The following is a 12,899-nucleotide window of genomic DNA, read 5'->3' on the forward strand; positions in this document are numbered from 1 at the left end:
GTGATCCTCACAGTGCGCCGCGACGGCTCTTGGCGTAGGTATCAAACGCCACCGCCAGAACGATAATTAACCCGGTGATAATCTGCTGGTAGTAGGCCGAGACGTTCATCAGCACCAGGCCGTTAATCAGAATCCCCATGATGATGGAGCCGATGATGGTGCCGCCGATGCGCCCGTAGCCGCCCATCAGCGAGGTGCCGCCAATCACCACCGAGGCGATGACGCGCAGCTCAAAGGAGATCCCGGCCACCGCCTCGGCGCTCCCCAGACGCGCGCTCAGAATGAAGCCCGCCAGCCCCGCCAGGCAGCCAATCAGCACGTAGACGCTGACCAGCACGCGCTTGACGTTGACCCCCGCCAGGCGCGCCGCCTCCGGGTTACCGCCGATGGCGTAGACGAAGCGGCCCCAGCGGGTTTTATGCAGCGCCAGATAGCCGCCGAGGGCGACGATGGCGAAGATCCAGATCGGAATGGAGATGCCGAGCAGCTCCCCGCGCCCCCACCAGCGGTAGCCCTGATCGAACCCGGCGATCGGCGCGCCGTCGTTGATCACCAGCGTCAGGCCGCGCCAGATGGTCATCCCGCCGAGGGTGACGATGAACGGCGGCAGGCGCAGGCGGGTCACGCCCAGACCGTGCAGGAAGCCAATCGCCGTGCCCATCGCCAGACAAATCCCCAGCCCAATCAGCCAGCTCATGCCGCCCCAGGCGTTCGGGTCGACGGTGGTGAAGTTGTCGCCCTTAATCACGTACGCCGCGGTCATGGCGCACACCGCCAGAATGGAGCCCACGGAGAGGTCAATCCCGGCGGTCAGGATGACGAAGGTCATCCCCACGGCCATGATCCCGTAGATGGAGACTTCGGTCAGGATGTTGAAAATATTGCGTTCAGAGAAAAAGTTGCTGTTCTGCGACTGGAAGAAGATCAGCAGCAGGATCATGAAAATCAGCACCCCGAAGCGCTCAAAGAAGGCGATGGGATCGATGCGTCCGGCGCGTTTGACCGGGGCCTGCGTTTTAGAAATCATCTGCGTCATGAGAAACTCCGTTATGCCGCGTTCAGGGCGTTGTGGTTGATGGCCATCATCGTCATCAGCCGTTCTTCGTTAGCGTCGTCACCGTGGATCTCGCCGGTCACTCGCCCTTCGCTGAGGGTGATGATCCGGTCTGACACCGCCATCACTTCAGGCAGATCGGAGGAGATCACGATCACCGCCACGCCCTTTTTCGCCATGTCAAACAGCACCTGGTGCACTTCCGATTTGGTCCCCACGTCGATGCCGCGCGTCGGCTCGTCGACGATCAGCACCCGCGGGTTGAGCGCCATGCAGCGCGCGAGGATCACCTTTTGCTGGTTACCGCCGGAGAGCTTGCGCACCTCCTGCGCGCTGTTGACCATTTTGATCTGCAGCGCCTTGCGGTAGGACTCGATCAGGTCGTCCTCTTTGCGGGTATTCACGAACCAGCGCCACTGCAGCAGCGAGGAGAGGCATGAGAGCGACAGGTTGTCGCGAATCGACAGTCCCAGCACCGCCCCCTCTTTTTTGCGGTCTTCCGGTACCAGCGCCACGCCCTGGTCAAGGGCATAGAGCGGGTCGCGCGGCTGGTACGGTACGCCGTCCAGCTCAAAGCTGCCCGAGGTAAACGCGTCCGCGCCAAACAGGCAGCGGGCCACCTCGGTGCGCCCGGCGCCCACCAGTCCGGCAATGCCTAAGACCTCCCCGGCGTGGACGTGGAAGCTGATGTCGTGCAGGGCGATGCCGTGCGGATCCAGCGGCGGCTTTTCGCGGCTCAGCCCCTTCACCGCCAGGCGGACGGGTTTGTCCTCATGATGCGTTTCGCTGGCGGGACGGCGATTAAAGGCCACGTCGCGCCCGACCATCAGGCGGATCAGCTGTTCGACGTTGGTCTCCGCCACCGCGCCGGTGCCGGTGAAGCGGCCGTCCTGGAAAACGGTGAAGCGGTCGCAGAGCTGGAAAACCTCGTGCAGGCGGTGGGTAACGTAAATAATGCTCACGCCACGGTTTTTAAGCTCGCGCACCACGCGGTGCAGGCTTTCCACCTCGCTGTCGCTCAGCGCGGCGGACGGTTCGTCCATAATGATTAGCCTGGCGTTGAGGGTCAGCGCCCGGGCGATCTCCACCATCTGCTGCTGGGCCACGCTCAGGCGGGCGACCGCGGTGGTCGGCGCAACGTTCAGCTGCAGATAGTCGAGAATGACCTGCGCCTCCTGGTTTACCGCCTTTTCGTCGACGATCAGGTTACGTTTACGCGGCTCGCGCCCGAGAAACATGTTTTCCGCGACGGTCATGTTGGGCAGCAGGTTGAATTCCTGATAGATGGTGATAATGCCCTTGTTCTGGCGCTCCACCGGGGAGTCGTCCACCGGCAGCGTTTCGCCGTTGAACCAGATCTCCCCGCGGGTTTGCGGCTGCGCCCCCGCGAGCGCCTTCAGCAGCGTGGATTTACCCGCCCCGTTCTCCCCCAGCAGGGCGTGGATCTCGCCCGCGCCGACGGTCAGCTGGGCGCTGCTTAGCGCCCAGACGCCGGAAAAGCTTTTTGCCAGGTCGGTCACTTTCAGTAAGGGTTGCGACATCGGTCTGCTCCTCCTTTAGAGTGAGCCGCCGCGCCAGCGACGGCTGCGGATAAATCAGTTACCGGCCTCACCGATACGCTCAGCCTGCTGCAGGTTCTCTTTGGTGATCAGCGTCGGCGGGTAGTCGGCCCCGGTGATGGCCTTCTTCTCGCGCACGTTGGCCACCAGCTGGCTCATCGCCGTCTGCACCGCAAAGCCCGGACGCTGGTCCGCCGTTACCGCCAGCCAGCCGTCGCGCACGCGGGCCAGCGCTTCCGGTACCGCGTCAAAGCCGGTGACCAGAATTTCGCCCGGCTTCACGCCCTGGCTCTGCAGGGCTTCGATCGCCCCCAGCGCCATATCGTCGTTGGCGGAGAGGATCACCTGCGGGCGTTTCGGCAGCGATGGCAGCACGCTTTCCACGATGCGCATCCCTTCAGAACGCATCCAGTTGCCGGTCTGATCGGCGACGATCTTGTACTTATCGCCACCCGCCTTCAGGCTGTCGCGGATCCCTTTGGTGCGTTCGATGTTGGAGGAGGAGCCCGGCTGGCCGGTCAGCAGAATGATTTCCGCCCCGTCGGGGAATTTGGTTTTCACAAAATCGCCAATCGCCTGACCGCCCTTGTAGTTGTTGGCGCCAAAGTGCGGCACTTTTTTCTGGCTGTCGACGGAGCGGTCAAGGGTGACCACCGGCAGCTTCGCATCCTGAATTTCATCCACCGCGCTGGAGACCGCGTTCACGTCGTTCGGGGAGACGATAAAGCCCTGCGCCCCGCGGGTGATGGCGTTTTCCAGGTCAGCCACCTGCTTCGGTGAACTGCCCTGCCCGTCCAGCACCTGAAGCTTCACGCCCATCTCTTTTGCGGCTTTTACCGCCGTGCGCTGCATGTGAACTTCAAACGGCATGGCCAGGTTTGGCGTACTGAACACAATTTGCTCGTTTTCGGCGAGGGCGGCCCCGGACGTCATGGCGATGAGGGCGGCTACGATCAGTTTTTTCATTATTATGTCTCTCTGTGTAGGGTTGTTGTGTTTAGAGGACGATCTCGCGCTGGCTGCGCAGTGACTCCAGCGCTTTATCCGCGAGGTACAGCGCACGTTCACCATCATCGCCGCTGCAGTCAGGCACCGCTTCGCCGCGCAGGACCGCAACAAAGTGTTCCCATTCCGCGGCGTAAGCGGATTTGTAGCGCTGCAGGAAGAAGTGTTCCGGCAGCGCGCTGGTGCAGCCCTGTTTGCCGTAGTGCTGCACCTGGTTTTCAAGAATGTTGCCCGCGCAAAGCAGCCCTTCGGAGCCGTGCAGTTCCAGGCGCTGGTCGTAGCCGTAAGATGAACGGCGGCTGTTAACGATGGTCGCCATCGCGCCGGAGGCATATTTCAGAACGATAAACGCGGTATCGATGTCCCCCGCCTCGCCAATCGCCGGATCGACCAGGTTGCTGCCCTGGGCATACACCGACACCGGCTCTTCGCCCATGATGAAGCGCGCCATGTCAAAGTCATGAATGGTCATATCGCGGAACATGCCGCCGGAGACGCGCACGTACTCCGCGGGCGGCGGAGACGGATCGCGGGAGATGATGAGCAGCGATTCCGGCTTGCCGATGCGCCCAGCCTGCGCGTCGGTTTTCACGCGGCGGAACTGTGGGTCAAAGCGGCGGTTAAAGCCGATAAACAGCGGCACGTCGTACTCTTTGACCACCTTCAGGCAGTCGCGCACGCGGGCGAGGTCGAGGTGTACCGGCTTTTCACAGAAGATGGCCTTGCCGTGGCGGGCGGCCATTTCAATCAGGTCCGCGTGGGTATCGGTGGCGGAGGCGATCAGCACGGCGTGAACGTTAGGGTCGGTCATCGCTTCATCCAGGCTCTGCTGGCGGGCCTGATACTGCGTGGCGAGGCGGGTGGCAAATTCCTGATTCGGGTCAACCACGGACCAGAGCGTGGTCGCGCCGTGGCTGGCGATGTTAGCTGCATGTACCTGGCCAATTCGGCCAGCGCCCAGTAAAGCAATGTTAAACATAACGGCTCCCGGTGTTGGTGAATGCTGTGAACTAACGACTCTACAAATAAAACATTTATTTCATTTTTATAAATAGTGAAAATTATGTTTTTGAGTGCGGGTTAACACTTTTGAGATGAATGAGATAAATTTTGTTATCAATCTCACAACATAGGTGAACGTGCGGCAACTCCCCTCACCCCGGCCCTCTCCCTCAGGGAGAGGGAGTAAAAAACCACACCGAGCCGTCCCCTCTCCCTGAGGGAGAGGGTTAGGATGAGGGGAAAACAAAAATGAAATGAAAATTTCGTTACTTCGGGAAAACTCAATACTGACGGGCTTTTTTCACCTGCGACTGCGTTTGCTCCGCGGCCTCACGCACGGCAGACGACTCTGCCACCTGCGCATCACCGGTTCGCCACCAGGAGGCGTAGTCGTGGGTCATGGTCTTCGGCAGCACCTTGATGTCCAGCAGCGTCGGGCCAGGATGGGCGCGGGCCGCCTCCAGCGCCGCCAGCAGGCTTTGCTCATCGTTTACCCGCCACGCGCGACAGCCGTAGCTTTCCGCGTTTTGTGCGAAATCGACCTTCACCAGCGGTCCGTCAAGCTGCCCGGTTTGCGGGTTACGGTGGCGATTTTCCGTGCCAAAGCTGCCCATTCCATGCCCCATCTGCAGGTTGTTAATGCAGCCGAAGCTGGCGTTATCAAACAGCAGAACGGTGATCTTAATGCCCTCCTGCACCGCGGTTTGCAGCTCGGAGTGCAGCATCATGTAGGAGCCATCCCCCACCATGGCGTATACCGGCTGCTCGGGTCGGGCAAGCTTCGCGCCAAGCGCCGCCGCAATCTCGTAGCCCATGCAGGAGTAACCGTACTCCAGATGATAGGTATCAGGCGTTTTGACCTGCCAGAGGCGCTGTAAATCGCCCGGCAGCGAACCGGCTGCGCCCACCACGATGGCGTTATCTTCAACATGCTGATTAATCAGCCCCAGCACCCGCGTCTGGGTCAGGCGGGTGTTGAGCGCCTCGCCGTATTCCGCCAGCCGCGCATCCAGGTGCCCCGCCACTTCGGGCGCGTCGTCCGGACGCCACTGGCGATCCCACAGGCGACGGCACTCGTCGCGCCAGGCGGATTTCGCCTCAGCGATCGCCTCTCCCCAGCCGCTGCGGTAATCACCAAGCGCGTGGGTCAATGCCTCAAGCCCGGTTTGAGCGTCGGCAATCAGCGCCGTCGCGTCCAGCTTCAGGGCATCAAACTCGGCCACGTTCAGCAGCAGGAATTCCACGTCCGGATGGGAAAAGAGCGCCTTGGAGCCGGTGGTAAAGTCGGTCAGGCGCGTGCCGATGCCGATCACCAGGTCGGCCTGCGGCGCGAGCTGGTTGGCCGCCATCCCGCCCGTCACCCCTACGCCACCGAGGTTAAGTGGGTGGTCACTTACCAGAGCCCCCTTTCCGGCCTGGGTTTCGGCAAACGGCAGCTGCAGCGTCTCGACAAAGTCGCGAAACGCCTCATGTGCGCCGGAATAGCGCACCCCGCCGCCGCACACCACCAGCGGACGACGCTTGCGGGCGATCAGCGCCCGCGCCTGCGCCAGACGCTGCGGATCGGGCGGACGACGCTCGATGTGGTGCACGCGACGCGCGAAGAAGCTCAGCGGGTAATCCCACGCTTCCCCCTGCACGTCCTGCGGCAGGCAAATCGTCACCGCACCGGTATCTGCCGGGTCAGTAAGCGTTCGCATCGCGCTGAGCATCGCGCTCATCAGCTGCTCGGGGCGGTTAATGCGGTCCCAGTAGCGGGAGACCGGACGGAAACAGTCGTTGGTGCTGATGCTGAGGTCGTGATACTGCTCAATCTGCTGCAGCACCGGGTCCGGCTGGCGGCTGGCGTAGATATCGCCCGGAAGCAGCAGCAGCGGGATGCGGTTCGCCGTGGCGGTTGCTGCGGCCGTGACCATATTGGCGGCGCCCGGCCCGACGGAGGAGGTGACGGCAAAGATGCGCTGACGGCGGTGCTGTTTGGCAAATCCCGTCGCCATATGGGCAATGCCCTGCTCGTTGCAGCCCTGCATCACCTGCAGATGGCCCGGATCCTGCTCCAGCGCCTGGCCGATACCCAGCACGTTGCCGTGCCCAAAGATGGTGGCGACGCCCTCCACGAAGGGCGTTTCGTGACCATCCACGCTAATGTACTGTTGATTCAGGAACCGGACCAGCGCCTGGGCCATGGTCATACGTTCGGTTTGCATAAAATCTCCTGTCAGCCCAGCGTCGGCATGGAGAACGCAGCGCCTGTCTCCTGCTGCATTTCCGGCCAGCGCGCGGTGATGGTTTTCATTCGGGTGTAGAAGCGCACGCCGTCGTTGCCGTGGACGTTGAGCGCGCCGAAGATGGAACGCTTCCAGCCGCCGAAGCTGTGGAACGCCATCGGCACCGGGATCGGCACGTTGACCCCCACCATGCCCGCCTGCACCTCTTCGCAGAAGCGACGCGCGCAGCCGCCGTCGCGGGTGAAGATTGCCGAGCCATTACCATATTCATGGCGGTTAATCAGGTCCACCGCGCTGGCGTAATCTGCTACGCGCACCACAGAAAGCACCGGACCAAAAATCTCTTCTTTATAGATGGTCATCTCCGGGGTGACGTTATCGAACAGCGTCGGCCCGACGAAGTAGCCCTGCTCGTGGCCCTTCACGCTGAAGCCGCGACCGTCCACGCGAAGCGTCGCCCCCTGTGCTTCTCCGCTGTCGATGTAGCCCAGCACCTTGCTGCGGTGCGCGGAGGAGATGAGCGGCCCCATTTCGTTTTCCGGCGTCTGGTCCAGCCCCGGCCCGACGCGCAGCGCGGCAATCTGTTTTTCCAGCCGGGTGCAGAGGTCATCGGCGGTGTTATCCCCCACCGCCAGCACCACCGAGAGCGCCATGCAGCGCTCGCCCGCCGCACCGTAGGCCGCGCCCATGATGGCGTTGGTCGCCATCTCCATGTCGGCATCCGGCATTAAAATGCAGTGGTTTTTCGCACCGCCAAGCGCCTGGCAGCGCTTACCGTGGGCGGACGCGGTCTGGTAGATGTACTCCGCAATCGGCGTGGAGCCGACAAAGCTCACCGCCTGCACGCGCGGGTCGGTCAGGAGCACGTCAACGGACTCTTTATCGCCCTGCACCACGTTGAAGACGCCGTCCGGCAGGCCGGCCTCTTTCAGCAGCTGCGCCAGCGCGAGCGCCAGAGAAGGGTCTTTTTCCGACGGTTTCAGCACGAAGGTATTCCCGGTCGCCAGCGCAATCGGGAACATCCACATCGGCACCATCGCCGGGAAGTTAAACGGCGTGATCCCGGCGCAGACGCCGAGTGGCTGCATCAGCGAGTGGCTGTCGACGCCGGTCCCGACGTTCGCCGAGTGTTCGCCCTTTTGCAGATGCGGAATACCGCAGGCAAACTCCACCACTTCCAGGCCGCGGGTCAGTTCGCCCACCGCGTCGGAGAAGACCTTACCGTGCTCTTCGCTGATGAGGCGGGCCAGGCGATCCATGTTCTCTTCCAGCAGCGCTTTGAAGCGGAACATCACGCGCGAGCGCTTAAGCGGAGCATGACGCGCCCACGCCGGAAACGCCTGCTGCGCGGCGGCAATCGCCTGCTCCGTTTCCTGTGCCGTACTCATCACCACCTGGCGGATCTGCTCGCCGGTGGCCGGGTTGAAGATCGCCTGAACGCGCTGGCCTGAACCGGTGACACATTCGCCGTGAATAAAATTCGCTACCGTCTCCATCCTTAACCTCTCGCTGTTGATACGTGACTGTGACCTGAACACTGTGTGCTGAACACTATATATGAAACAAACATTCCATTTTAAGTTGAAATAAAATAAATGATGATTATTGTGATCAAGGATGGATTTTTATGTTAACAGCCAGCACCACTGACGCCGCGTGCGCTATTAAGGGATTTCGGGCGAGGAAATGACTGAAGCTTCTGTTTCATTTTTGCTGCCAGATGGATGGCCGACATTTAAAAGACGCGGTTTTGCGTTTAGAATCATATGACTGTATTTGGGGGAAAAGATGACGACAGCAACCAGCCTGAACGAACTGCAGCAGCAAATCCGCGATCGCTACGATAGCCTGAGCAAGAGGCTGCAGCAGGTCTCCCGCTACGTGCTGGACAACACCAACAGCGTGGCCTTCGATACGGTTGCCGTCATTGCCGAGCGCGCCGACGTGCCGCCTTCGACGCTGATCCGCTTTGCCAACGCCTTTGACTTCACCGGCTTCAACGAAATGAAACAGCTGTTTCGCATGAACCTGGTGGAGGAGACCGCCAGCTACAGCGACCGCGCGCGGCTATTTCGCGAGATGGAGAGCGAGGCCGTGCCGGAAACGCCGCTCGATATCCTGCAGGAGTTTGCCCGCTCGAACGCGCAGGCGCTGCAGCAGCTGGCCGCCCGCGCCGAGCCGGAGATGCTGGAGCGCGCGGTACAGCTGCTGGCCGACGCCGACACCATCTACATCGCCGGACTGCGTCGATCCTTTAGCGTCGCCGCGTACCTCACCTATGCTCTGAGCCATCTGGAGTGCCGTCCTATCCTGCTCGACGGCATGGGCGGGATGCTGCGCGAGCAAATCAGCCGCATTAAGGCGCGCGACATCGTGGTGTCGATAAGCTTCTCGCCGTACGCGGAAGAGACGGTGATGGTCAGCGAAACCGCCGCCAGCGTCGGCGCGCGGCAGATCGTGATTACGGACAGCCAGATCAGCCCGCTGGCGACGTTCAGCGACCTCTGCTTTGTGGTGAAAGAGGCGCAGGTGGATGCGTTTCGATCTCAGTCGGCGACGCTGTGCCTGGTGCAATCGCTGGTGGTGGCGCTGGCGTATCGCCGGGATAACAGCGAAAAATAGCTCACTTCCGGCCCGGTCCCCCGGGCCGCGGATTTAATCAGTGAATGCTCTCCTCCATCACGAAAAACAATAAAATAATTCCCCTCCGTAACAACATTTAATCAATTGATTTTCATAATCTAATTGCCATTTCATTTCCGATTCCTTTTGCTTTGCCAATCAATCTGTGAATACCCTCAAGGAATTAACACCACTGAAACAATAATATAACTTTCAGAGGTGACATCATGCTCAATAAAGAACGTCATTACGCAATACTGACCTACCTCAACCGATATGAGCGCGCGACGGTAAGCCATCTCGCTAAAATTTTTGGCGTCACCCGCGAAACTATTCGCAGTGACCTGAATATATTATCGAAAGAAGGGAGCGTTGAGCGTTGCCATGGTGGCGCCCTTATTAAGCGCCGTATTTTTCACACCCAGTCCGTCAATAACCTTGATAGCAATATCATTCATTTTTTTGAATCTGCTCAGTCAAAAAAAACAGCCAAATCTCGACATAAAGGGCGAAAGATGAAAGGCAAAGTCTGTATTTTAGGGTCGTTCAACGTCGATATTATTGCGAATGTGGATCGTTTTCCACAAAGCGGTGAATCGATATTTTCAGAAAATACCATTATCGGGCCGGGGGGAAAAGGCGCGAACCAGGCGCTGGCAGTGAGTAAATGTAATGTGAAAACGCACTTTGTCGGGAAAGTAGGAAACGACCAGTTTAGCCAGATGGCCTATGAGCATCTTACCTCGTCGGCAATTAACAGCTTTATGCTTTATCAGGACAAAGACAAGAAAACCGGCACGGCGCTTATTTATGTTTGTCAGGGCGACGGTGAAAATATGATTGCCATTAGCCCGGGAGCTAATCAATCGATTACCGCAGATGAGGTTGAAGCCATTATTCCGGAGTTAAAAAACTCGGATATCTTTTTAACCCAACTGGAAAACAATTTACCCGCCACGTTCCGGGCCATTGAACTTGCTCGTTTCTGCGATATTAAGGTGGTTTTAAACCCGGCCCCCTTCTCTTCTGAGGTGGCAAGCTGTCTAAAAAACGTTGATTTTCTTACGCCTAATGAAACAGAAGCATCTTTGCTATCGGGTATTGCCGTTACTGATATGGCCAGCGCGAAAGCGGCAGCAAAAGCGATAAAAGCCAAAGGCGTGGGCTGCGTCATTATCACGATGGGAGCCAAAGGCGCGCTTATTTATGACGGCGAGCAGTTTATTCATATTCCTGCGCTAAAAGCGTTATGCGTGGATACAACAGGGGCGGGGGATGCCTTTAACGGTGCATTTACGGCCAGTATGGCCAAAGGAGAGTCTCTCGTTCAGGCCGCAAAATTTGCCTGCGCCTTTGCCTCCCTGGCCGTCGAAAAAGAAGGAGCGTCAAATATGCCAGAGTACAAAGATGTGCTCACTCGTCTGACGCAATATGAAAACATCGCGATTCACATTGAGAAAAATTAACACCACGTTTTTTTTCGCTTTTTTACGTCCGATGCAGGTTATACATTGCATTCGCTGCAACCATTAAAGTAATGGGAGTAAGTTCGATGAAGGCTTTAACTGAAACAAAACCCAGCGAGCGGATATCCCTTGCAAGCCACATGTCACAGCAACGAACCGTTACTCGCGCCGCACGCTTTCGTCAAAAGATGCGCAGGTGGTGGCCATTTTATGTGATGGCGCTGCCGGGAGTGATTTACTTTTTTATCTGGCACTATTTACCCATCTGGGAAACGAAAATCGCTTTTGAGCAATACCGGATCATTCCTCCCAATATTTGGGTTGGCATGCAGTATTTCACCACGCTGATGTCTTCTCCCGTTTTCTGGCAGGTAATACAGAATACGGTCATCATTGGCGCGATGAAACTGGTCTTTATTTTCCCGGTACCCATTATTCTCGCCCTGCTGCTCAATGAGGTGCGTTCATCCGGTTATCGTAAATTCGTCCAGTCGGTCATTTATTTACCGCACTATTTATCATGGGTTGTTATTGCCAGTATTGCTATCGCCACGCTGTCGCCCGTCGACGGCGCGATTAACGACGTCATTAAATCTATGGGATACGACCCGATTCCGTTTATGACGGATACTGGCACGATTCGCTGGGTGCTGGTTTTCACTGAAATGTGGCGCAGCGCCGGATGGGATTCTCTGCTCTATATCGCGGCAATTCTGGCCATTGACCCGCAGCTGTACGAAGCGGCGGAGATGGACGGCGCAGGCCGCTGGCGAAAAATCTGGCATATCACTCTGCCAGCCATTACGCCCACTATCGCAACGCTGTTCATCCTCAACGTCGGGCTGTTCCTGAGCCAGGGCTTTGATCAGGTGTTCAACATGAGCAACGACGTGGTGAACGGGCAGATAGATATCATCGACACCTATGTATACCGCATGGGCCTGCGCACCGGCGAATTCTCACTAGCAACGGCGGCAGGGTTATTCAAAGGCGTGATTGGCATGGTCCTTATCGTGCTGGCTCACAACGTCTCTAAACGCCTGACGGGTAAAGGAGTCTGGTAATGCGCTGGTCATCTCGAAGCACCCCATTTGAACGCATTGAATATGTTCTTATTCTCTCCGTTCTGCTGTTGCTGGTCATCGTTACGCTTCAGCCTATTCTGAATCTGGTAGCCGTCTCCTTCTCAAGCCCGGCGAAGGTCGCAGGCATGAGTGGCCTTGCCATTATCCCGGAGGGTTTCTCACTCGATGTCTGGAAGCTGCTGCTGAGCAATAAGGCCGTTCTTCGCGGGTTTGGAAACGCGATGCTCATCACCGTGGTGGGCACGATCGTCAACGTGATTTTCACCGTGCTGCTGGCCTGGGCGCTGGCGCAAAAACGCCTGCCGGGGCGCCGCCTGCTGTTTATGTTCGTGCTCTTCACGATTGTTTTTGAGCCGGGCATCATTCCCGATTTTTTGGTGATGAAGAAGCTGGGCCTGCTGAACAGCTATTGGTCGGTCATTCTCTATCGCGCTGTTTTCGCATGGTACCTGATCATTCTGGTGCGTCTGTTCGAAGAGATCCCGGAAGAGCTGCTGGAAGCCGCCGAGCTGGATGGCGCGAATCCTTTCCAGACGCTATGGCACGTCATTCTGCCGGTTGCCAAATCCTCTATTGCCATGATCACGCTGTTTTATATGGTGCTGCACTGGAACGAATTTTTCCGCGCCATGGTGTATCTCAACGATCCGGACAAGTGGCCGCTGCAGGTTGTGCTGCGTCAGTTTGTCGTTGAGGGAGATAAGTTATCCATGGTCGGTGTGGAAAGTATGTCTAACTACACTGATGCCAGCCAGATCAGTATCAAGGCGCTCAAAGCCGGCATGATTACGCTGACGATTGCCCCCCTTATCGCCATCTACCCCATTATTTTGCGCTTCTTCACCAAAGGCACCATGTCCGGTGCGGTGAAGGGTTAA

At 58.3% G+C, this 12,899-nt stretch carries 10 protein-coding genes; 4 read left to right on the forward strand and 6 right to left on the reverse strand.

Features of this window, described 5'->3' with window-relative positions; all coding sequences use genetic code 11:
• Positions 1-7: 7 nt before the first annotated feature.
• From FHC48_RS07905 to FHC48_RS07930, 6 genes are all read right to left on the reverse strand, one after another.
• Positions 8-1,036: an ABC transporter permease gene (locus tag FHC48_RS07905; protein WP_008502116.1), complete on the reverse strand. Its 1,029-nt coding sequence runs from the start codon at positions 1,034-1,036 to the stop codon at positions 8-10.
• 11 nt (positions 1,037-1,047) lie between these two features.
• Positions 1,048-2,595, reverse strand: a complete 1,548-nt coding sequence (locus FHC48_RS07910) for a sugar ABC transporter ATP-binding protein (protein WP_059364370.1) — start codon at positions 2,593-2,595, stop codon at positions 1,048-1,050.
• Positions 2,596-2,649: 54 nt separating this feature from the next.
• Complete coding sequence (locus tag FHC48_RS07915; RefSeq protein WP_008502118.1) at positions 2,650-3,579, reverse strand: sugar ABC transporter substrate-binding protein; 930 nt, start codon at positions 3,577-3,579, stop codon at positions 2,650-2,652.
• Positions 3,580-3,610: 31 nt separating this feature from the next.
• Positions 3,611-4,597: an inositol 2-dehydrogenase gene (iolG, locus tag FHC48_RS07920; protein ID WP_023294280.1), complete on the reverse strand. Its 987-nt coding sequence runs from the start codon at positions 4,595-4,597 to the stop codon at positions 3,611-3,613.
• Positions 4,598-4,901: 304 nt separating this feature from the next.
• The gene (gene iolD / locus FHC48_RS07925) at positions 4,902-6,827 is read right to left on the reverse strand and encodes a 3D-(3,5/4)-trihydroxycyclohexane-1,2-dione acylhydrolase (decyclizing) (RefSeq protein ID WP_119312209.1); all 1,926 of its coding nucleotides are present in this window, start codon (positions 6,825-6,827) and stop codon (positions 4,902-4,904) included.
• 11 nt (positions 6,828-6,838) lie between these two features.
• Positions 6,839-8,344 carry a CoA-acylating methylmalonate-semialdehyde dehydrogenase gene (locus tag FHC48_RS07930; protein WP_059364374.1) on the reverse strand — a complete coding sequence of 502 codons (1,506 nt, stop codon included), beginning with the start codon at positions 8,342-8,344 and terminating at the stop codon, positions 6,839-6,841.
• Between the two features lie 292 nt (positions 8,345-8,636).
• Here FHC48_RS07930 and FHC48_RS07935 point away from each other — a divergent pair, with 292 nt between their 5' ends.
• The 4 genes from FHC48_RS07935 to FHC48_RS07950 all read left to right on the forward strand — a co-directional run bounded on the left by FHC48_RS07935 (position 8,637) and on the right by FHC48_RS07950 (position 12,899).
• Positions 8,637-9,470 carry a MurR/RpiR family transcriptional regulator gene (locus FHC48_RS07935; protein WP_021241828.1) on the forward strand — a complete coding sequence of 278 codons (834 nt, stop codon included), beginning with the start codon at positions 8,637-8,639 and terminating at the stop codon, positions 9,468-9,470.
• 227 nt (positions 9,471-9,697) lie between these two features.
• A complete protein-coding gene (locus FHC48_RS07940) occupies positions 9,698-10,936 on the forward strand; it encodes a PfkB family carbohydrate kinase (RefSeq protein ID WP_025912804.1) in 1,239 nt (412 codons plus the stop codon).
• A gap of 140 nt (positions 10,937-11,076) precedes the next feature.
• Positions 11,077-12,000 (forward strand): sugar ABC transporter permease, encoded by a 924-nt coding sequence (locus tag FHC48_RS07945; protein ID WP_045351537.1) that lies wholly within the window; start codon positions 11,077-11,079, stop codon positions 11,998-12,000.
• On the forward strand, positions 12,000-12,899 hold the full coding sequence (locus FHC48_RS07950) for a carbohydrate ABC transporter permease (RefSeq protein WP_021241831.1): 900 nt from the start codon (positions 12,000-12,002) through the stop codon (positions 12,897-12,899). Before FHC48_RS07945 ends, FHC48_RS07950 begins: the two co-directional genes overlap by 1 nt.

It is taken from the genome of Enterobacter sp. EC_50, from assembly GCF_019584525.1.
In the GTDB taxonomy this organism is placed as follows: domain Bacteria; phylum Pseudomonadota; class Gammaproteobacteria; order Enterobacterales; family Enterobacteriaceae; genus Enterobacter; species Enterobacter roggenkampii.

Excerpts from the sequence above, each read along its gene's own strand:
- FHC48_RS07905 (WP_008502116.1), bottom strand. The coding sequence starts at position 1,036 with ATGACGCAGATGATTTCTAAAACGCAGGCCCCGGTCAAACGCGCCGGA.
- FHC48_RS07910 (WP_059364370.1), bottom strand. The coding sequence starts at position 2,595 with ATGTCGCAACCCTTACTGAAAGTGACCGACCTGGCAAAAAGCTTTTCC.
- FHC48_RS07915 (WP_008502118.1), bottom strand. The coding sequence starts at position 3,579 with ATGAAAAAACTGATCGTAGCCGCCCTCATCGCCATGACGTCCGGGGCC.
- iolG (WP_023294280.1), bottom strand. The coding sequence starts at position 4,597 with ATGTTTAACATTGCTTTACTGGGCGCTGGCCGAATTGGCCAGGTACAT.
- iolD (WP_119312209.1), bottom strand. The coding sequence starts at position 6,827 with ATGCAAACCGAACGTATGACCATGGCCCAGGCGCTGGTCCGGTTCCTG.
- FHC48_RS07930 (WP_059364374.1), bottom strand. The coding sequence starts at position 8,344 with ATGGAGACGGTAGCGAATTTTATTCACGGCGAATGTGTCACCGGTTCA.
- FHC48_RS07935 (WP_021241828.1), top strand. The coding sequence starts at position 8,637 with ATGACGACAGCAACCAGCCTGAACGAACTGCAGCAGCAAATCCGCGAT.
- FHC48_RS07940 (WP_025912804.1), top strand. The coding sequence starts at position 9,698 with ATGCTCAATAAAGAACGTCATTACGCAATACTGACCTACCTCAACCGA.
- FHC48_RS07945 (WP_045351537.1), top strand. The coding sequence starts at position 11,077 with ATGTCACAGCAACGAACCGTTACTCGCGCCGCACGCTTTCGTCAAAAG.
- FHC48_RS07950 (WP_021241831.1), top strand. The coding sequence starts at position 12,000 with ATGCGCTGGTCATCTCGAAGCACCCCATTTGAACGCATTGAATATGTT.